General features: G+C 66.0%; 17 protein-coding genes. 2 read left to right on the top strand and 15 right to left on the bottom strand.

The window, feature by feature from the left end; all coding sequences use genetic code 11:
• The first annotated feature begins 54 nt into the window (after positions 1–54).
• Complete coding sequence (locus tag RZA67_RS00345) at positions 55–1,071, top strand: class 1 fructose-bisphosphatase (RefSeq protein ID WP_317210537.1); 1,017 nt, start codon at positions 55–57, stop codon at positions 1,069–1,071.
• Positions 1,072–1,148: 77 nt separating this feature from the next.
• On the top strand, positions 1,149–1,856 hold the full coding sequence (locus tag RZA67_RS00340; RefSeq protein WP_317210536.1) for a 2OG-Fe(II) oxygenase: 708 nt from the start codon (positions 1,149–1,151) through the stop codon (positions 1,854–1,856).
• A gap of 70 nt (positions 1,857–1,926) precedes the next feature.
• Here the strand turns inward: RZA67_RS00340 and RZA67_RS00335 are convergent, their stop codons facing one another.
• From RZA67_RS00335 to RZA67_RS00265, 15 genes are all read right to left on the bottom strand, one after another.
• Positions 1,927–2,292, bottom strand: coding sequence for a hypothetical protein (locus RZA67_RS00335; protein WP_317210535.1), 366 nt, complete (start codon positions 2,290–2,292; stop codon positions 1,927–1,929).
• Between the two features lie 168 nt (positions 2,293–2,460).
• Positions 2,461–2,814 (bottom strand): hypothetical protein, encoded by a 354-nt coding sequence (locus tag RZA67_RS00330; RefSeq protein ID WP_317210534.1) that lies wholly within the window; start codon positions 2,812–2,814, stop codon positions 2,461–2,463.
• A gap of 458 nt (positions 2,815–3,272) precedes the next feature.
• A complete protein-coding gene (locus RZA67_RS00325) occupies positions 3,273–4,364 on the bottom strand; it encodes a PA0069 family radical SAM protein (protein WP_317210533.1) in 1,092 nt (363 codons plus the stop codon).
• 161 nt (positions 4,365–4,525) lie between these two features.
• Entirely contained in the window at positions 4,526–5,314 is a 789-nt protein-coding gene (gene map / locus RZA67_RS00320; protein ID WP_317210532.1) for a type I methionyl aminopeptidase, read from the bottom strand.
• 10 nt (positions 5,315–5,324) lie between these two features.
• Positions 5,325–5,537, bottom strand: coding sequence for a ParD-like family protein (locus RZA67_RS00315; RefSeq protein WP_317210531.1), 213 nt, complete (start codon positions 5,535–5,537; stop codon positions 5,325–5,327).
• A gap of 81 nt (positions 5,538–5,618) precedes the next feature.
• Complete coding sequence (locus RZA67_RS00310) at positions 5,619–6,386, bottom strand: pyridoxine 5'-phosphate synthase (RefSeq protein ID WP_317210530.1); 768 nt, start codon at positions 6,384–6,386, stop codon at positions 5,619–5,621.
• A gap of 44 nt (positions 6,387–6,430) precedes the next feature.
• Positions 6,431–7,891: a cardiolipin synthase gene (gene cls, locus RZA67_RS00305; RefSeq protein ID WP_317210529.1), complete on the bottom strand. Its 1,461-nt coding sequence runs from the start codon at positions 7,889–7,891 to the stop codon at positions 6,431–6,433.
• A 99-nt stretch (positions 7,892–7,990) separates the two neighbouring features.
• The gene (locus tag RZA67_RS00300; protein ID WP_317210528.1) at positions 7,991–13,351 is read right to left on the bottom strand and encodes an IPT/TIG domain-containing protein; all 5,361 of its coding nucleotides are present in this window, start codon (positions 13,349–13,351) and stop codon (positions 7,991–7,993) included.
• Positions 13,352–13,623: 272 nt separating this feature from the next.
• On the bottom strand, positions 13,624–14,037 hold the full coding sequence (locus tag RZA67_RS00295) for a biopolymer transporter ExbD (RefSeq protein ID WP_317210527.1): 414 nt from the start codon (positions 14,035–14,037) through the stop codon (positions 13,624–13,626).
• 3 nt (positions 14,038–14,040) lie between these two features.
• A complete protein-coding gene (locus RZA67_RS00290; RefSeq protein ID WP_317210526.1) occupies positions 14,041–14,466 on the bottom strand; it encodes a biopolymer transporter ExbD in 426 nt (141 codons plus the stop codon).
• 57 nt (positions 14,467–14,523) lie between these two features.
• Complete coding sequence (gene exbB, locus RZA67_RS00285) at positions 14,524–15,282, bottom strand: TonB-system energizer ExbB (RefSeq protein WP_317210525.1); 759 nt, start codon at positions 15,280–15,282, stop codon at positions 14,524–14,526.
• Between the two features lie 90 nt (positions 15,283–15,372).
• Entirely contained in the window at positions 15,373–16,041 is a 669-nt protein-coding gene (locus tag RZA67_RS00280) for an energy transducer TonB (RefSeq protein ID WP_317210524.1), read from the bottom strand.
• 144 nt (positions 16,042–16,185) lie between these two features.
• On the bottom strand, positions 16,186–17,391 hold the full coding sequence (locus RZA67_RS00275) for a tetratricopeptide repeat protein (RefSeq protein ID WP_317210523.1): 1,206 nt from the start codon (positions 17,389–17,391) through the stop codon (positions 16,186–16,188).
• A gap of 132 nt (positions 17,392–17,523) precedes the next feature.
• Positions 17,524–18,330 (bottom strand): M48 family metallopeptidase, encoded by an 807-nt coding sequence (locus RZA67_RS00270; RefSeq protein ID WP_317210522.1) that lies wholly within the window; start codon positions 18,328–18,330, stop codon positions 17,524–17,526.
• An 81-nt stretch (positions 18,331–18,411) separates the two neighbouring features.
• Positions 18,412–19,254 (bottom strand): type II CAAX endopeptidase family protein, encoded by an 843-nt coding sequence (locus tag RZA67_RS00265; RefSeq protein WP_317210521.1) that lies wholly within the window; start codon positions 19,252–19,254, stop codon positions 18,412–18,414.
• Positions 19,255–19,274 lie beyond the last annotated feature (20 nt).

The raw sequence follows: 19,274 nt of genomic DNA, 5'->3' as shown, positions 1-19,274 counted from the left end.
CACGACCGACACGGGCGACAATAGCGGTTTCCCGTTGCCGAGACCTGCCCGTCCATGTCCCGTACCTCGTTGACCCGTTACCTGATCCAGGAGCAGCACGCCGGTCGCATCAATGCCGACCTGCGCCAGCTGATCGCCGTGGTGGCCCGCGCCTGCACCAGCATTTCCATCGCCGTGAGCAAGGGCGCGCTGGGCGGTGTGCTCGGTGATGCCGGCACCGGCAACGTGCAGGGCGAAGCGCAGAAGAAGCTGGATGTCATCAGCAACGAGATCCTGCTCGAGGCCAATGCCTGGGGGGGTCACCTGGCCGCCTGCGCTTCCGAAGAGATGGACCACTGCCAGCCGGTGGCCGACATCTACCCGCGCGGTGATTTCCTGCTGCTGTTCGATCCCCTCGACGGCAGCTCGAACATCGACGTCAACGTATCGGTGGGCACCATCTTCTCGGTGCTGCGCTGCCCGCAGAACGTCGAGTGCCCGAGCGACGATGCGTTCCTCCAGCCGGGCACGAGCCAGATCGCGGCCGGCTACTGCATCTACGGGCCCAGCACCCAGCTGGTGCTGAGCGTGGGCCACGGCACGCACGCGTTCACCCTGGACCGCGAAACCGGCGAGTTCGTGCTGACCACGCCGGACATGCAGATTCCCGCGTCGACGCAGGAGTTCGCGATCAACATGTCCAACCAGCGCCATTGGGAAGCACCGATGCAGGGCTATGTGAGCGACCTGCTGGCGGGCAAGGAAGGTCCGCGCGGCAAGAACTTCAACATGCGCTGGATCGCCAGCATGGTGGCCGACGTGCACCGCATCCTGACCCGCGGCGGCATCTTCATCTACCCGTGGGACAAGAAGGACCCGGGCAAGGCCGGCAAGCTGCGCCTGATGTACGAAGCCAACCCGATGGGGATGCTGGTGGAACAGGCCGGCGGCGCCGCCTGGACCGGCCGCGAGCGCATCCTGGACATCGAGCCGGACCAGCTGCACCAGCGCGTGCCGGTGTTCCTCGGCTCACGCGACGAAGTGGAACAGGCCGTGCGCTACCACCGCGAGCACGACGCCGCGCAGGCCTGAGCGGGCACGTCACCGCGGCGTGACATCGCCTTCGCCAGTGGGCACCATCACGGGTCAGCTGGCGAAGGATGTCTCCCATGCAGGTGCACGACCCGGTCGATTTCATTGAAGTGATCCACAACGCGGTACCCGCCGATGCGTGTGCCGCGATTGTGGCCCGGATGCAGGCCAGCCAGGGTCTGCACCCCGGTGCGGTGGGCAGTGGTGTCTACCCGGAACTCAAGCACAGCAAGGATCTTCGCATCAGCGGCCAGGCTGAGTGGCGCGACGTCGAGAATCTGGTGCAGGAGGCAGTGTTCAACGGGCTGCTGGGTTATCTACGGCGTTATCCACAGGCTCTGATCGCCCCGCTGATGCTGCAGGTGCAGGACAGCGCAGGGCAGCCCAAGCGCCTGACCGCCGAGGATTTTCCCGCAATGCAGACCGCCGCTCTGGCGGATCTCGCCCGTACCTGCCTGCGGCCTGGAGCGATCAACCTGCAGTGGTATGCCGCTGGCGAAGGCGGTTACCCGTACTGGCACTGCGAGCTGTATCCGCGCGATGCCCAGGCCGAGACGCTGCACCGCCACCTGTTGTGGACGCTCTACCTCAACGACGGTTTTGAGCAGGGCGAAACCGAGTTTCTGTTCCAGCAGCGCCGGATCGCACCGCGCACCGGCAGCCTGCTGTTCGCGCCGACCGCCTTCACCCACACCCACCGCGGCAACCGTCCCCAGGGCGGCGACAAGTTCATCGCCACCAGCTGGATCCTGTTCCAGCAGGCGCAGAAGCTGTTTGGCGGCTGACCGCCCGGGCTTATGCCAGGTGACGACCGCTGGTCGTCACGCTCTGCCTGTCGCCGGGCACCGCCCACCCTCAAGGCGAATTGATCGCCACCACCGCAACAACCAGCGCCACCACCGCCACCAGGATCACCAGCAGAATCCACAGCGCCTTCAGCGTATTGCCCCGGCTCAGCGCCTGCTGGGCCTGCAGCGCGTTCTCATCCAGGTAGAGCTTGCCGTCGTCGGAGGTGCGGATGACCTTCTCGGCCTGGTACCAGGCCAGCACCGTCTTCAGCGCCGGGTCCAGCACCGCGCCCTCGATCGCCTGAGCCGGCCTGAGCGCGCCACGCTCGCGGAACGCCGCCAGCAGTGCCTCGCGCTGCTTGGCAGCCGCCGCCGCGTTGATCGCCGTTGTAGACGCAATGATTGCCGCCGTCGCACCACTGTTGCTGGCCATGCCCGAACCTCCAGAAGGTGCGCCCCCCGGCGCCAGGCCCCGATTGTTCGCCTCCCGATGCCCCGCTGTCCAGCCGAAGACGTCACAGGGTGGGTGGGATCGGCAGGTGACGACGGGTAGGTGACGACTGTTGGTCGTCACGCTCCTGGCCTCGACCCAGCCAAACCCTCACCGCGCGACCAGCCGCTCCACCGCCTGCGCCTGCATCAGCGCCAGCACCTCCACCAGCGCATGCAGATCCTCCCGGGTCAGGCACTCCAGCCGGCGTCCGCTGCCGATCAGATCCACCACCGCCGTCCGCGCACGGCTCGCCATCGACCCGGGGGCTTCAGCGCGCGCGTCCAGCACCGTCAGCAGCATCGCCAGGTCACCGCGCTCGACCGCGCGCAGATCATCATCAGGCCTGAGCAGCGCCGCCAAGGCGCGCAGCGCGATGCCGACCTGTTCGAGCGCATCGAGTGGGGAAGGGGAAAAGGTCGGAGTGTCCGGGGGTGCAACAACAACGTTGGCATCGGCAGCCATGGTCAAATCCTCATGCGAATGAAGACCGCCACCGCTGCTGTCAAACAGAGGTGGCGGACGGCACGCGGTTGACAGACCGTGCATGACACCGGCAGACCTTTCGGCCTCCGCGCACCGCCCGCCATGGACATGGCAAGCTGTCCCGTTTCCCTCAGCAGCAACAGAAATCTGCTGCGCTCTGGAAACAGGCGCTGGTGCGTCATACATCGAGCTGTCAAACCCGACCCCCGTTTCATGCGGGGGCGAGGCTAAGCTACAGAACGCCACGGTGCGGTTGCAAGCAACGCAACACGCGAACCGCTCCCGTAGAGCCGCCCCCATGGTTGGCTGCTGTCCGGTCAGACGACGCGGAACCTGCCGCGCTGCGCGCGCGAGCCGGCCAATCCAACATTCCGGTCGAAGATGGAAGCGTGACGACTAACAGTCGTCACCTACCGTGTCCCGTGCACGCCGTGCCGCTAGAACAGGCTGCCCTGCGGTGAGTCGACCTTCGGCGGCAGCGGCTTCTGGAACAGGCTGCAGTCCAGCTTCGGCCAGTGGCTGTTCTGGACATCAAATCCGATGCGCCTGCGTGCCAGCTTGAAGCGGTTGGCCAGCAGGTCGGCATACACGCCCTGGCCGCGCATGCGGGTGCCGAACTGGCTGTCGTAGTCTTTGCCACCGCGCAGCTGGTTGATCGTGCTCATCACATGCGCGGCGCGGTCGGGGTGGTGGGCGTCAAGCCAGTCGCGGAACAACGGCGCAACCTCCAGTGGCAGGCGCAGCAGCACGTAACCGGCCGTGCGGGCACCGGCGTCGTGTGCGGCTTCCAGCACTGCTTCCAGCTCGCTGTCGTTGATCCAGGGGATCACCGGGGCGACCATCACACCTACAGGTATGCCGGCATCGGAGACCCGCTTCATCGCACGCAGCCGTGCGTGCGGTGCCGAAGCGCGCGGCTCGAGTCTGGCCGAAAGATGCGGGTCCAGCGAGGTCACCGAAAAGTGCACGCTCACCAGCTTCTGTGCAGCCAGCGGCGCGAGAAGGTCGATATCGCGCTCAACCAGCGCGTTCTTGGTGATCAGCGAGAACGGATGCCGGGTCTCGGCCATCACCTCGATGAGCTGCCGGGTCAGCTTGAACTTGCGCTCGATCGGCTGGTACGCATCGGTGTTGATGCCCAGCGCGATCGGCTGCGGCACGTAGCCGGGGCGCGAGAACTCCTTGCGCAGCAGCTGCGGCGCATTGGTCTTGGCGAACAACTTGGTTTCGAAATCCAGCCCGGGCGACAGGTTGAGATAGGCATGCGAAGGCCTCGCAAAGCAGTACGAGCAGCCGTGCTCGCAGCCGCGGTAGGGGTTCACCGACTGGCTGAAGCCTATATCCGGCGAGGAATTGCGGCTGATGATGCTGCGCGCGGTCTCGGCGCGCACTTCGGTGCGCAGGCGGCCGGCGGCAAACTCGTCACTTTCGTCCAGGCCCCAGCCATCGTCCACGGCTTCGCTGACCGTGCTTTCGAAACGTCCGGCGAGGTGGCTGGTGGCGCCGCGGCCTTTGATGGCAATTCCCATCCTGCAACGATAGGACCACGCCGTCTCAATCGCTGAGACGCCGCGTGTCAGCGCCTGAAGTATTCAGCGGCCGAGCGTCCACCGGGTGCGGCAGGCACGCATCTATCGCTCTGGCGACACCGGAAGCCGCGGCTGGACGAGCCGGAGGGCGCGTTCCCAGCCTAGGGCGTCCCGGAATCTACAGCGCACAACGGCGTTTCATCTGGACGCAACGTGAGAACGCGCACGCCGGTGGCGGTCACCGCGACGGTGTGTTCAAACTGCGCCGAGAGCTTGCCATCGCGCGTATGCACCGGCCACTGATCCGGGTGGTGGATGATCGCGGCCTTGCCCTGGTTGATCATCGGCTCGATGGTGAACACCATGCCTTCCTGCAGCTGCAGGCCGGTGCCGGCATGACCGTAGTGCAGGATCTGCGGCTCTTCATGCATATCACGGCCGATGCCATGACCGCAGAACTCCTTGACCACGCTGTAGCCGTGCGCGCGCGCGTGCCGCGCGATGGCGCTGCCGATGTCGCCCAGGTGGGCGCCGGGGCGCACGGCAGCGATGCCTTTCCACATTGCCTGGTAGGTGGCCTGCACGAGTCGTCGGGCAGGGTAGGCCACCTCACCGATCAGATAGGTCGTGCTCGAGTCAGCGATATAGCCGTTCTTTTCCAGGGTGATGTCGAGGTTGACGATCTGGCCGCTGCGCAGCACGTCCCTGGCCGAGGGCACGCCGTGGCAGACGACATCATCGATGCTGGCGTTGAGTACGTACGCAAAGCCGTACTGGCCTTTGCTGGCCGGGCGCGCGTGCAGCGTGTCGACGATCAGGCGTTCAACCTCATCGTTGATCTGCAGGGTGTTCATGCCCTCCAGCGGCAGCCGGTCGATATGGGCGAACACCTGCGCCAGCAGGCGACCGGATTCGGCCATCAGGGCCAGTTCGTCGGGGCGCTTGATCATCGCAGGCACCTCAGCTGATGCGAGGTCCGGCCGCGCCGGGTTGTACCCCGGCAGCACGCAGTTCGCTGGCCACGATGTCCTGGAAGCTGAGGTCCGGGTTCATCTCGCAGAGCATGCCGACCTTGATCCAGAAGTTGGCCTGGGCATTGATGGAGCGATGGCTGACGGTGCAGGCACGACGCAGCTGGTCATGCAGTGCGTCGTCGATGTTCACGATGCCCATGGGGAGTCCGGTTCTGACGTTGTATACGGATCATATATGATCCATATAAAGAGGTCGAATGGCTCGCCTGGCAAGCCGGCGCTAGCCGATAGCCCGTGTGCTGCTGTGGGTGATCGCCAGATAGGCCTGCACCGTGGGCGTCATGCCTGCGTACAGGGCCTCGCTGATCAGCGCGTGACCGATGGACACCTCCAGCACGTCCGGCACGGCGGCGAGGAAGGCGGCGAGATTGTCCTGGGAGAGGTCATGGCCGGCATTGACGCCCAGACCCACCGCCTGCGCGCGACGCGCAGCCGCGGCGAACAGCGCGAGTTCGGCCTGTGCGTCGCCGCTGGCATACGCTTCGGCATAGGGGCCGGTGTACAGCTCGATGCGGTCGGCGCCGATGACAGCGGCCTGCTCCAGCAACGGATTACCGGCGTCCACGAACAGGCTCACCCGGCAGCCCATGGCCTTGAGGTCGGCGATCAGCGGACGCAGGCGTTCGCCGTCGCGCGCAAAATCAAACCCGTGGTCGGAGGTGATCTGTCCGTCGCCGTCGGGCACCAGGGTGGCCTGTGCCGGGCGGGTCTGCGCGCACAGCGGCAGCAGGCCGGGGTAGCCCTCGCGTGGCGGCGCGAACGGATTGCCTTCGATGTTGAACTCCACGCCGCGCTGCTGCGTGAGTGTGGACAGCGCGAGCACGTCTTCAGTGGTGATGTGCCGCCGGTCGGGCCGCGGGTGCACGGTGATGCCATGCGCGCCGGCGTCCAGACAGGTGCGCGCGGCATGCAGGACATCTGGTTCGTGGCCTCCGCGCGAGTTGCGCAGCACGGCGATCTTGTTGACGTTGACGCTCAGGCAGGTCATGGCACGGCATGGCAGAAAGACAGGCCGGCAGTGTAGCGCCGCGCCTACAGCAGCGGCGAGGCCAGCCGGGCGAAGGCTTCCGGCAGACGGTGCCGCCACAGCGCGCGGTCGCGGGCGTTGTGCACGCGTGGCGCGCTGGCGAACTCGGCCTCCAGAATCTGCTCCAGCTCAGCCGTCTTGTCGCGGTCACGCAGCATCATCGACAGCTCGAAGTTGAGGCGGAAGCTGCGGTGGTCGAAGTTGGCCGTGCCGACAATGCACAGGTCATCATCAGCGATGAAGGCCTTGGTATGCAGCATGCGCGGGCCGTACTCGTGAATCCTGACGCCGGCCTGCAGCAGTTCGTCGAAGTAGGAACGCGCGGCCTGGGTGACGAACCACGAGTCGCTCATCTTGGGCACCAGCAGTCGCACGTCCAACCCGCCCAGTGCGGCGGAGGTCAGCGCCATGCGAGCCGCTTCGCCCGGCACAAAGTAGGGCGTCACCAGCCACACGCGCTTGCGCGCCTCGTAGATGGCGGCCACCTGCAGGCGATGGATCGGCTCCCAGCCCGAATCCGGACCGGAGACCAGCACCTGGGCGTTGATGCTGCCGTCCTCGCGGCTGGGCGTTTCACGTGGCCAGAGCCGGTTGAGCTCGAGCTGGCCGGCCTGCTGGCCGCTGGCGTAGAGCCAGTCTTCCACGAACACCAGCTGCAGGCTGCGCACTACGTGGCCGCGCAGGCGCATGTGCAGGTCACGGTAAGCCTTGGGGTCGACCGCATCATTTTCATCGTCGGTGATGTTGATGCCGCCGGTGAAGGCCAGCAGGCCGTCGATGACCACCAGCTTGCGGTGCGTGCGCAGGTTCAACCAGGGCCGCTGGAAGGGCTTGAGCAGCTGCCGGGGATGGAACCAGGCGACCTCGCCACCGGCATCCAGCAAGGGCTGCAGGAAGCGTCTGCGCACCTTGCCTGCCCCCACCGCATCGAGCAGCAGGCGGACCTGCACACCACGGGCTGCGGCAGCCACCAGCGCGTCGCGCACCTGGGTGCCGGTGTGGTCGGGTTCGTAGATGTAGTACTCCAGATGTATGTGGTCGCGCGCCTGGGCGATTCCTTCGATCAGCGCGGCATAGGTGGCCGCGCCGTCCACCAGCCAACGCACATCGGTGGCGCTGCTCGGCGCCAGCCCGGTGGTGGACTGGCCGATGGCGGACAGCTCGGTACAGTCCGCGTCGGGCGGGCAGACCGCACGATAGTGCTCCATGCCGGAGCGCGAACGGCCGCGGCGCAGCCGCTGGCGTTTTACCCGCTGTGGCCCGAGCAGGTAGTAGATGATCAAGCCGAGGTAGGGCAGTGCGGCCAGCGAGAGGATCCAGCTCAGCGTGGCCACCGGCTCGCGCTTCTGCAGCATGATCATGCCCGAAAGCCCGAGCAGGTAGATCACATAGGCCACCGCCAGCAGGGTGGCCATGTGGGGCATGCCATCAAGCCAATGGCGTACGGGTTCGAAGAAGGCGAGCATCGCGCGATCATAGCCGGGCAGGGTGAAGAACGTGCCGCTGCCCGCAGGTGCAGCAGTGGGTGACGGCCGGCCGCCGTCACCCGCCGATGGCGATGCCGGTCAGCGCGGGCCGGCGTTGCCGCCGAAGCGTACCTGCAGCCCGACGCTGCTGCTGCGCAGCGTGTTGCGGCCCTGGTCGTGGCCGAGCAGCAGCGAGAACATCCAGCCGGTGTCCAGCTGCAGGTCGATACCGGCCCCGAGGGACAGCGTGTCGTCGTTGTAGCTGCGCATCGCCAGCAGGTAGTCGCGGCTGTCCGGTCGCTGCGCGTAGTTCAGCGACACGTCGCTGCGGTCATCCAGCGCGGTACGGTATTCCACGCTCCAGTAAGGGCGCCAGCCCACACGGTCGCGCTGGAACGGATGGCTGCCTTCCAGCCCCAATGCCAGCGCGCTGGTACGTACCTCCTGGCGGCCATAGCGCAGGTCGTACACGCCCAGGCCATGCTCGCGGTACGGGTCCAGCTCGGCCTTGTGGCCATCAACGCGGCCATAGGTGGTGAGCGTGGTGCCGTTGCCAGCGTGGTGCTCGTAACCGAAGGTCAGCGCACCGAAGAGCTGCCTGCCCGCGCGGGTACTGTGGGCCGTCGCGGCGGCCTGCTCGCTCCAGCGGTCCAAGGTGAAATCGAGCCTGCCGCTGGCCAGCACTGCATCGACGAACAGATGCTCGCCGGTGCGCCACAGCCCGTACACCGCCAACGAGCGCTGCTCGGCATCGGTACGCGACGGACTGCCCGCGAACCCGGTGTCCTGGCGTCCCCAGCTGCCGGCCACGCCCAGCAGCAGGTTCGCGCCCAGCGCGCGGTCGGCGCCGACGGTAATGCCGCCGGTGCTGAAGTCGGTGCTGGTGCGGCCATGGCCGGAACTGCCATAGCTCAGTGTGCCCGCCGCCCAGGTTCCCCAGCCCTGCGGCAGGGCAGGCGCATCGAATGCGGCGCTGTTCAGTGGTAGCGACAGGCCCTGGCCGGGGGTGCTGCCCGCATACGCCAGCGACACGTCCATGCTTGAGGCATTGTCGCCGCTGCGCACCTGGCGCAGGCGACCACGGATGTTGGCCTGCTGCGCTTGGGCAAAGCGCACGCTGGCATCCACCTGCGCCTGCAGGCTGTTGCTCAACTGCGCGTCGCGGGTCGGGTCGGGGCGGCCTGCCACCACCAGCTGCACCTGCACGCTGGCAGCAGCATAGGGGCCGCTGGCCGCCTGCGTTGCGGTGATGAGGGTGCTGCCTTCGCCATGCAGGGTGACGGTCCGACCGGTAAGGGTGGCCACGGCGGGGTTGGAACTGATGAAGCTGAAACCGGCCGGGCTGGTGCTCTGCGGCAGCGGCAGCTCGAAGTCGTCCTCGCCGTAAACCTTGCTCAGCGCAGCTGCCCAGGTGAGCACCGGCCTGGCGGCACCGATGGCTACCTCCAGGCGTGACTGGGCCGCTGCGGCGTACAGGCTGTTGCCGGACTGGTCGGCGGTGAGCACGCAGGTGCCTGCACCGAGCATCAGCACGCTCGCGCCCTGCACGGTGCAGATTGCCGGTGTCGCACTGCGGAACTGCACCGGCTGGCCAGAAGCACCGCCCGGCGCTGCCACGCTGAAGACGCCGCCGGGGGTGTACACCGGCGCTTCCGGGTTGACCACCATCTGTCCTATCCGCTGTTCTGCGGCCTGCACGCTGAGCGCGTGCGCGGCCGTGCCCGTGTAGCCATTGGCATCGGTGACCTCGACGGTGAAGTTGAAGTCGCCCGCCTCGGTCGGCTCACCGCTGATTTCCCCGCTGTCGAGCAGCGTCAAGCCAGCCGGCAGTCGCCCCGTGCGCAGTGCGAAGCGGTACGGCGTGGTGCCACCGCTGGCGCTGAGCCGCTGGGTGTAGGCAGCGGCACCCACGGCATCTGCCAGCGGGGTGATGTCCAGCGCCACCTGCGGCGCGGCCACCTGCAGCGCGTAGGCCTGGCTCACCTTGAACGGTCCACTGCCGGTGCTGCTGTCGGTCACGGTGACGGTGAAGGCGAAGCTGCCATCAGCCGTGGGCCGGCCGGTGAAGCGACCGTCTTCCGCAAGGGTCACACCGGTCGGCAGGGCACCGGCGGTGACGGCATAGCGGTAGGGTGCCAGGCCGCCCTCGCTGCGCAGTGCCTGGCTGAAATCCAGCTCGGTCGTGGCCTGGCCGAGCGTGGTGGTCGCCAGACGCACCTGCGGTGCGGCCACGGTGATGCTCACCCGGGCGGCGGCCGAGGTACTGAACGCATCGCGGACCCGGTAACTGAAACTGTCCTCGCCGGCATGGCCTGTCGCAGGCGTGTAGAAGACGGCCAGGCCGTCGACCACGGCGCTGCCGTGCGATGGTGCCTCGACGATCTCCACGGTGCTGGCGGCGCCTTCAATGGCCAAGGTGATCGGCGCGGCGGTAGCGCCGTAGCCTACCTCGGCGTTGACCGGGCGGACACTCGGAGGCGCATGCGGCGTTACCGCGCTGGACGGTGCGGACGGCACGCTGTTGCCTGCCGCATTGCGGGCGATCACGGTGAAGGTATAGGCGGTGCCGACGGTGAGGCCGGTCACCGTCAGCGGTGCTGTCGTACCGGATACGCTCGCGCCACCTGGCTGAGCGGTCACCGTGTAGCCGATGATCGGCGAGCCACCGTCGGTGGCGGGCGCGGTGAACCTGACCTCGACCGTGCCGGGTGCGCCCGTGGTCACGGTGCCGATCAGCGGTGCATCCGGCACCTTGGCGCCCACCGTGAAAACGAGCGTGCCGGTACGGGTGGTGTACGCGCTGGTCGAGCTGTCGGTGACCTCGGCGGCAAAGCTGAAGGTTCCGCTCTGGGTCGGCATGCCACTCAGCGTGCAGTCTGCATTGAGCTGCACGCCGGCCGGCAACGCGCCGGCGCTGGGCGCGGAGGCGCACTGATACGGCGCCCGTCCTCCGCTGAGGGTGATGCGGGCGCCCGCCACTGCAGTGCCATGCTGCCCACTGCCCACGAGCACGGCCTGCAGGGTGGGCTCGCCCAGGGCCAGGCTCACTGTGGCCGGGTTGGAGGTGCCACCCGCGTTGCGCGCGGTGAACTGGAAGCTGTCGATGCTGGCACGCACACCGACCGGCGCGATGTAGGTCACCTCGCCGTTGGTGTCGACGCTGACGCTGCCGCCGAGCGCAGTGGTGGCGGCGCCCGTCTTGAAGCCGATCGGCGTGTTGCTTGCCTGCGCGGCCAGGCTGAAGACCAGCGGCGTGTTGCTGCCATCGTTGTAGGGCACGCTGGGTACGAGGACGTCTGCCGCAACAGGTGCGATCGCCTGGGTGTAAAGACTTGCCGCGTTGATTGCGCTTGCTCCGCCGTTGCCGATCAGCTGCACATCGTGCGTGCCCACCGGACCGGCCGGTGCGATGAAGGTGACCGTGGCGTCGCTGTGGGCGACGACCGCTGTTGCGGGGCGGCCCCCCACGGTGACCTCGTAGACGCTGGCCAGACCGGTGCCGGACACGGTGACCGTGGTGCCCCCCGCAGCCGGACCTGCCGCCGGCAACAGCTGGGTGATGAGCGGCTGTGCAATACGCGTGTACCGGCCTGCCGGGGTAACCGGCGTGGTGCCGTTGCCGGTGACGACAGTGACATCAACCTCGCCGGCCGTGCCCGCGGGGGTTACCGCGATGATGCGGGTGGGATCGAGCTGGGTGAACGAGGTGGCCGGCTGGTTGCCGAACATCACGGCGGTGGCATCAGCGAGCTGGCCGGTGAGCATCACGTTGCTGCCGCCACTGGCCGGACCGCTGGCCGGCAGCAGCGAGGTCAGCGACGCCGGCGGCGGCGCCACGACCAGATTCAGCGTGGCGCTGTTCATCGTGAAAGGCGTATCCGAACTGTCGGTGATGCTGACAGCGAACGGGAAGGTGCCGCTCTGCGTGGGCGTGCCGGTCAACGTGCAATCCGCGCCGATCTGCACGCCGGCGGGCAAGGCACCGGAGGCCGGCGTGACCGCACAGGTATACGGCGCGCGACCGTTGGACACGGCGACGTTGACGCCTTGCAACGGGGTGCCGCGCTGGGCTGGGCCGCTCAGCTCGGCAACGAAGAACGGCGTGCGGATGCCAACCGTCAAGGTGCCGACATTGGAGGTACCGCCTTCATTACTGGCGGTGTATTGGATGCTGTCGGTCTGCGAGCGCACGCCCAACGGCGTGATGTAGACCAGCATGCCGTTACTGTCCACCGTCACCGTGCCGCCGAGCGCGGTCGGCGAGACAACCGCGTAGCTGGTGGCCACATTGCCGACCTTCGGGCCCAGGTTGGTGCTGAGCTGCGGATTCTGCCCGTGATTGTAGACGGCCCAGTTGCCGAGGTGATCATTGCTGGCGACGGGCGCGGCGACGTAGTTGTAGCTGGAGGCCGCGCTCGGTGCACTGGTGCCGGCGACACTGCCCACCTGGATGTTCACCGTGCCCGCGCTGTCCGGCGGCGCGATGGCCCTCAGCTGGGTATCACTGACCAGGTAGATCTGATTGGAATCGGTGCCGCCGAACTGCACGGTGTTGACCGACCCGAGGTTGGTGCCGGTGAGGGTGACCATGTTGCCGCCAGCGAGCGGACCGGCGGCGGGCGAGACGTTGGTGATCGTCGGCACGCCGACGTAGGTGTAGGACACGGGGGGACCGGAGGCGCTGGAGCTTCCGGCGGCCGTGATGACGCGCACATCGGCAGCACCGGGAACACTGGGCGGCGTTTGCAGATGGATTTCGGTGCTGCTCACAAGGGTATAGAGGCTGGCGGCCTGCCCGATCTCCACACCGATGACATCGACGAAGTTGGTGCCGGTGATGATCACCGGCGTGCCGCCGGTGGTCGTTCCGCTGGCCGGCGAAATGGAGGTGACCGTGGGCAGCTTGGGCGCGACGTCGCTGTTGCCGATGATCTGCCGGATGGACAGCCCCATGAGCGAGGGGGCAGCAAACCGCAGTTCGTCCACTTCAAGGTCGGGAAAGCTGTGCACCGATGTCGCGTCAATCGTGAAGGGCTGGATCGGGACGACCAGTGCACCACTGCGCGACAGACGGATCTGTGCCGGCTGGCCGCTGGGCGTGTAGGAACCCACCACGATCGTCCCGACGGTAAAGGGGCGACCATCCGCACGGCGGATGAAGATGTTGCCTGTAGGCGCATTGATATCGAGCGCACCCGGTTCCCATGACAGTGCAGGTGCGCTGGAGGTCACGACGAAGGGCACGCCGCCCAGCTGCATGGTGAAGACAGATGTGCCAGGCCCGCTTACCGGCGGCAGGCCGGCAGGCTGGGTCAGGAAACCTTCGTGGAACGGGGCAGCGGCCGTGTTGAACACCGCCATGCAGCACAGCAGGGCGAGCACTCCCCACCAGCGCCTTGGACGTGGTGCAGCACGCCGCGCAGCATGGGTGGCGCTGTCGGTGGGTGAGGTGACGGGCATGTGCGCTTCCATGCGGTGATCCTTGAGGCGTTGCGGTTATCAGCGGGCCATGGCAACGCGGCCCATCGAAGGTCGATGCGCCGAAGACTGCTTCCGGTCGTTCCCCCTGCAGTGGCGGCGGCGAAGAACGCCGTTTGGTGTGCTGCAGATCACGCGTGAGCGCGACGTGAGCTGTAGCGGCCAGCCAGCGCCGTTCTTTAGCGCACATAAAAAAACGCCCCTGTTTCCAGGGGCGTTTTCAAGTCGCGTCATGACTTTGTCGTGCGTATTGCTTACTGCTGGACGAAGCCGATCTTCTTCATCTGAGCATTCTTCGCGGCAGCCAGAATCTTGGCCATCACGTCGTACTCGGAGTCGGGGCTGGCGTCGATACGCAGTTCCGGCTGGTTGGTCGGGTCACGCTGGACCTCCTGTTCCATCCGCTGCTGCAGTTCGCTCACCGGCACCGGCGAGTTGTTCCAGCTCACCTGGTTGCTCGCATCCACGCGCAGTTCGATCGGCGGCGGCGGTTCGACCGTCACCGGCGGTGGGTTCAGAACCCGCTGCGGCAGATCCACGGCGATCGGGTACGTCATGATCGGCGCGGTCACGATGAAGATGATCAGCAGAACCAGCATCACGTCCACGAGGGGCGTGACGTTGATGTCGGCCATGGGGCCTTTGCCACCACCACTACTGAATGCCATGGCTCACTGCCCCTTTTCTTTGGTCGCGACGAAGCCGACGTCCAACATGCCCTGCTCCTGCGCGACCTTGGTCAGGTCGTTGATGATGCGCATCTTGGTGGTGCGATCACCACGCAGGTTCAGCGGCGGCTGCGGAGTCTGCTGGGCGGCGGTAGCGAGGCGGGACTCCAGGGTCCCACGATCGATTTCCTCGTCGTTCCAGTAAACCGAGCCGTCTTCCTTGACTGCCAAGGTGATCGGGCTCGAACGCTTTTCGGCGTCTTCCGGGTTCTGAACCAGGTTGGCCTCCGGCAGCTCGACCTTGACCTTGTGGGACATCAGAGGCGCCGTGATGATGAAGATGATCAGCAGCACCAGCATCACGTCCACGAGGGGCGTAACGTTGATGTCGGCCATGGGGCCGCCGCTGTTACCACTACTGAAAGCCATAACGGGCTCCGTCTAAATCGAAGTGACTACGTACGTTGCCGGGTGACGCGCGCCGAATTAACGGACGCGCGAACCGGTGGCGAAGAAGTCGTGCAGGTCGTGAGCGAACGTATCGAACTTGCTGATGGTTGCGCTGTTGATCTTGCTGAAGAAGTTGAAGGCGAACACGGCCGGGATAGCCACGAACAGACCGATGGCGGTCATGATCAGTGCTTCACCCACCGGGCCTGCAACGGCGTCGATCGAGGCGGAACCGGTAGCACCGATCTTGATCAGCGCGCCGTAGATGCCCCACACGGTACCCAGCAGACCCACGAACGGAGCGGTCGCGCCGACGGTGGCCAGCAGGGTCATGCCCGACTGCAGGTTGTTGCTTTCGCGGGTGACGGCCTGGCGCAGAGCGCGGTCGACGAACTCCGAACGGCTCAGGTTTTCACCCAGACCGGTGGCGTTGCCGCCTTCAGCGCGCTGGTGGTGGGCAGCAGCCTGGGCTGCGTCCAGAGCGATCTTGGAGAACGGCTCCGAAGCCGGCTGCTCTTCCATGGCACGGATGGCGTCCTGTGCGTTCGGGGTGTCCCAGAACAGCGAGGTCACGCGGTCGCTTGCGCTCTTCAGGCGGGTAGCACGGAAGATGTTGATGACGGTCCAGTACCAGGACATGGCCGACATGATGACCAGGGTCAACAGCACGATCCAGGAGACAGCGAAGTCACCCGGCTGGGTGGTCATTTCGTGGATCAGATGCTCGAAGCCCATCTGCGACAGGGCGTTGTTGTTGCCCCCGGCAGCAGCGGCGATGAAGAGTTCCTGCAGCATGACGCTTACCTTTGTTGTGTGTGGTGTTGAAGGGTGTTGCTGGGCAAAACGAACCGGTGGCGGGGGTGGCCCAGGGCCACCCTTACGCTATCAGCTCAGCGCAAAGTTGACCGGGACGCGGACGCGACCTGCGGCTTTCTTTCCGCCCGACTCTGCAGCGTTGAAACGCCACTTGCGGGCAGCTTCCATCGCGGCGCGATCCAGATCGCGGTTACGGCTGGATTTTTCGACCGTGACATTGGTGACGTTGCCGTTGGCATCGACATCGATGATCAGGATCACTTCACCCTGGATACCTGCACGGAATGCAGCCGGCGGATAACGCGGGGGATTCATTGCCTTGGACGAGATGTCCACGCTGGCTTCGATCGACGCCGGCGGCTGCGGCGGCGACGGCGGCGACGGCGGGGTCACGATGTCGGTCGGGCGCGGGTCCGGAATATCGACCACCGGCGCCTGCGGCGGCGGCGGAACCGGCGACGGCTTGGGCGGCGACAGGTTCTTCACCGGCGGCGGCGGGGTGTCATCCGGCGGCGGCGGCGGCGGCGGCGGCGGAGGCGGCGGCGGCGCGTCGACGATGGTTACCATGACGTTGCGTTCCTTTTCCTGGGCGGCTTTGGGGGCCACGGCGGGAATCAGAAGCAGCATCAGGGCAGCAAGATGCAGGGCGATAACAAACGCGATGCCGACGACGCGGGGCCAGCTAATGCCCTTATCTTCGACTTGTTCGTACCGGTGAACGATTAGTTGTTCGGTCATGCGCCAAGAGCTCAATTGTGGGGCCGGGATACCGGGGAGCGGGATCCCTGATCAGCGGGGCATGACACCGCAGGAACCTCCAAGCTTATACCAATCCTGAGCGCCTGCGCAGCAATCTGACAGGCGTTCAGGCGTTATTCCTACTTACTTCAGGTTGATGATTTTATCTGCATCAGCCGGGTTCTTCAGACCACCCTTGGCCTTGGCCTGACGCGCTGCTTCCTTCGCCTGGGGGATGCGTCCTTCCTGATGCAGGACGCGTGCCAGGTTGAGGTAGGTTTCACCGTTGGGCGACAGCGGTGCCGCTTTCTGCCACGCCTCGATGGCCGGTTCGACCTGCGACGGTTCGGAATAGTAGTAGGACTGGGCCAGCGCCAGGTAAACCTGGTAGTCCGGCTTGAGGATGCCCTTCTGCAGACCTTCGTTGATCACCGCGATGACGTCGGCTTCCTTGTTCTCGGTGTTCGCATAGATCGAGTAGAGCTGCTTGTATTCGCGCTCCTCGGTCAGCTGGCCGCTGGCACGCAGACGCCCCATGATCTCGGCGGCCTTGGCCATGTCATCGGCCTGCATGTACATGTTGGCCAGGTTCAACTGCGCCTTCTTGTCATTCGGGCTGCGCGCGGCGATCGCTTCGGCTTCCTTCACCGCATCACCGGTCTGACCACCGGCGGACAGGGCAGCCATCAACAGCTGGTTCCAGTTGTCCTTCGGCTCGCTGGCACCGGCGATGGCTTCACGCAGCACCGGAATGGCGTCTGCATAACGATCCATCTGGTACAGGGTCTGGCCCTTGAGGATCAGCTCTTCCGGCTTCTTGGACCCGCTCTCGGCAAAATACTTGTCCATCGTCGCCAGACCTTCGGCGAGCTTGTCTTCCTGGACCTGCAGCTGGGCCAGCATCAGCATTGACTGGTAGTGGCCGTTGTTGTCCAGGCCGTTGAACTCCAGTACCTGCTTCAGGTAACGCTCGGCGTCGGCGATCTGGTCTTCGTTGTACGCCGCCTGCGAGGCCAGCTGGGCGGCCAGCGACTTGTCGTAGGTATTGGCAGCGCTGTTGGCCAGCACGGCGTTGGCTTCGGTCAGCGTTTCGGGGAACTTCTGATCGTTGTAGGCGTCAATCATCTTCGAGAGCTGACGCTGCAGCTTCGGCGAGGCCTTGACGCTGGGTTCTTCGCGGGTCGCGTTGGGGTACTGCTTCTCGGCAGCCTGGGTCTTGCCCCCGCGGTTGCCCCGCTCGCCGCGTTCGGCCGAACGGGACTGGGCAAAGGCATCGGTGACCACGGCGCCACTCACGGCGGTCGCGATGAGGACGGTGAGCAAAGCCTTGTTGTGGTTACGCAAAATCATCTTTCACCTCGATCGAACCGCTGGGCGGCAGCAAAGTCGGACGGTCAGAAAAATCTGAGCCGCCAAACGTAACAGAAAGAAACGACATCAGGAATCGTTTCTTGTTGTGCATCACAGCATTTTCACGCCATCTCAGTTACAGCGCGGCTTTCGACCGGAGGCCTGCGCCTGTTGGTACACACCTTGCAGGGCGGGCACATCGCGCTGCAGTTCACGGATGCGGTTGGCCGGATCGGGATGGGTGGAGAGCCATTGCGGGCTGCGGCCACCACTGGCGGCCATCATGTTCTGCCACAGGTTGACCGCCTGTGCCGGGTCGAAGCCCGCTTCGGCCATCAGCCGCTGGCCGACCACATCGGCCTCGCTTTCCTGGGTGCGTGAGCCCGGCAGCAGGAACGCCGCCTGCGCACCGGCACCGCCGAGCTGGTTGACCACGGCCGCAGCGTCGTTGCCGTAGGCCGCGCCGGCCAGCGCACCGCCCACCGAGAGCAGGGTCTGTGCGCCCATCTGGCGGGTGATGCGCTCTTCATGATGGCGAGCGATGACGTGGCCGATTTCATGGCCGATCACCGCCGCAAGCTGGTCCTGGTTCTTGGCCACGGTGAAGATGCCGGTGTTCACGCCCACCTTGCCGCCGGGCAAGGCGAACGCATTGGGCTCGGCATCCTGCATCAACGCCGTTTCCCACCGTACGCTACGGTACTGTTGCGGCAACTGTGCGACCAATGCATTGACCACACACTGAACGTACGCGTTCTGCCGGCTGTCGTTGCTCAGCTTGCCTTTGGACTTGGTTTCAGCGAAGGCCTGCGCGCCCAGCTGGTCGAGCTGGGCCTGGCTCACGCCTCCGACCATCTGCTTTCGCCCGGTCGGTGACGTCGTGGTCGCACACGCGGTGAGCAGGGTGGTGATGGCCAGTGTCAGCAGTAGTCGTTTCATGCTTGGATCCCCGTGTTCATACAAGCAGTGTCCAACGGCGTGGCTTAACGTTTCGTCAAGCGGAATTCGCCTCTGTTTCACTCAGCTATAGCCCAGAAACACCAAAGCGCCCAGTGCCACGGCGTTGTTCAACGCGTGTGCGGCAATCGGGGCCCACAGCGTTCCGGTTCGCTGGTACAGCCAGCAGAACGCTGCGCCCATGCCGCCATAGACCAGCCATAGCTGGGCGATCTCCGCAGGACCGTTGGCGCTGGTGCCGGGAAGCTCGTGGACCAGGGCGAAGGCCAGACTGCTCAGCAGCATGCCCAGCCACGGTCGACCCGCCTTCCACAGGCGGCCAAACAGCACGCGGCGGAACAGGAGTTCTTCGTAGGCAGGCGCGAGCACCACGGCAAACAGCAGCAGGAAGAGCGGGAACTGGTCCACCGCGCGGGTCATCAGGTCCAGATTGGTGGGTACCGGTTTGATACCCAGCTGCTCGGCGCCGAAGGCAATGGCGTTCGAGCCAGCGACCACCAGCGCGGCCACCAGCAGCGTCCACAGCCAGGTGGATGCTTTGGCAGCTGCATGAAGCGAAGCCTGACGTTCGCTGCGGTCAGCGCGACGGCGCCAGAAGTACAGGATCAGCGCCACACCACCGGTGGAGACCAGCGCCATCAGGATCTGCGCCAGTGGCCCGGGCGTGCCGAGCAGGGTGGGCAGGGCGGCGGCATCGGGTGCCGGCGTACCTGCGGCGGCGGCCTCGGCGCCGACAACCAGCCCGCGGTAGAGTCCCCAGGCCAGGCCGGTCACCAGGCTGAGAATGGCCAGCAGCAGCGCGGCCAGGCCGAAGTCGATCAGAAAACCCGCTACCGGGGAGCCAGCGCGACGCGCGGCAGGAGGTGGGGCAGACGGCAACGGCGGGACCTGCGCGGGTGCGGACATCGGTGACCTTGGATCGGGAA

The sequence above is a fragment of the Stenotrophomonas sp. C3(2023) genome (genome assembly GCF_032911385.1).
Classification (GTDB): domain Bacteria; phylum Pseudomonadota; class Gammaproteobacteria; order Xanthomonadales; family Xanthomonadaceae; genus Stenotrophomonas.
The sequence above is the reverse complement of the archived record's forward strand: the minus strand, read 5'-3'. Positions and strand labels throughout refer to the sequence as shown.

Bases quoted from the DNA above. Each gene is read 5' to 3' on its own strand.
- RZA67_RS00290 (WP_317210526.1), bottom strand. From the start codon at position 14,466: ATGGCTTTCAGTAGTGGTAACAGCGGCGGCCCCATGGCCGACATCAAC.
- RZA67_RS00310 (WP_317210530.1), bottom strand. From the start codon at position 6,386: ATGACCTGCCTGAGCGTCAACGTCAACAAGATCGCCGTGCTGCGCAAC.
- RZA67_RS00335 (WP_317210535.1), bottom strand. From the start codon at position 2,292: ATGGCCAGCAACAGTGGTGCGACGGCGGCAATCATTGCGTCTACAACG.
- RZA67_RS00265 (WP_317210521.1), bottom strand. From the start codon at position 19,254: ATGTCCGCACCCGCGCAGGTCCCGCCGTTGCCGTCTGCCCCACCTCCT.
- exbB (WP_317210525.1), bottom strand. From the start codon at position 15,282: ATGCTGCAGGAACTCTTCATCGCCGCTGCTGCCGGGGGCAACAACAAC.
- RZA67_RS00300 (WP_317210528.1), bottom strand. From the start codon at position 13,351: ATGCCCGTCACCTCACCCACCGACAGCGCCACCCATGCTGCGCGGCGT.
- RZA67_RS00280 (WP_317210524.1), bottom strand. From the start codon at position 16,041: ATGACCGAACAACTAATCGTTCACCGGTACGAACAAGTCGAAGATAAG.
- RZA67_RS00340 (WP_317210536.1), top strand. From the start codon at position 1,149: ATGCAGGTGCACGACCCGGTCGATTTCATTGAAGTGATCCACAACGCG.
- RZA67_RS00345 (WP_317210537.1), top strand. From the start codon at position 55: ATGTCCCGTACCTCGTTGACCCGTTACCTGATCCAGGAGCAGCACGCC.
- RZA67_RS00315 (WP_317210531.1), bottom strand. From the start codon at position 5,537: ATGGGCATCGTGAACATCGACGACGCACTGCATGACCAGCTGCGTCGT.
- cls (WP_317210529.1), bottom strand. From the start codon at position 7,891: ATGCTCGCCTTCTTCGAACCCGTACGCCATTGGCTTGATGGCATGCCC.
- RZA67_RS00330 (WP_317210534.1), bottom strand. From the start codon at position 2,814: ATGGCTGCCGATGCCAACGTTGTTGTTGCACCCCCGGACACTCCGACC.
- RZA67_RS00270 (WP_317210522.1), bottom strand. From the start codon at position 18,330: ATGAAACGACTACTGCTGACACTGGCCATCACCACCCTGCTCACCGCG.
- RZA67_RS00295 (WP_317210527.1), bottom strand. From the start codon at position 14,037: ATGGCATTCAGTAGTGGTGGTGGCAAAGGCCCCATGGCCGACATCAAC.
- map (WP_317210532.1), bottom strand. From the start codon at position 5,314: ATGATCAAGCGCCCCGACGAACTGGCCCTGATGGCCGAATCCGGTCGC.
- RZA67_RS00275 (WP_317210523.1), bottom strand. From the start codon at position 17,391: ATGATTTTGCGTAACCACAACAAGGCTTTGCTCACCGTCCTCATCGCG.
- RZA67_RS00325 (WP_317210533.1), bottom strand. From the start codon at position 4,364: ATGGGAATTGCCATCAAAGGCCGCGGCGCCACCAGCCACCTCGCCGGA.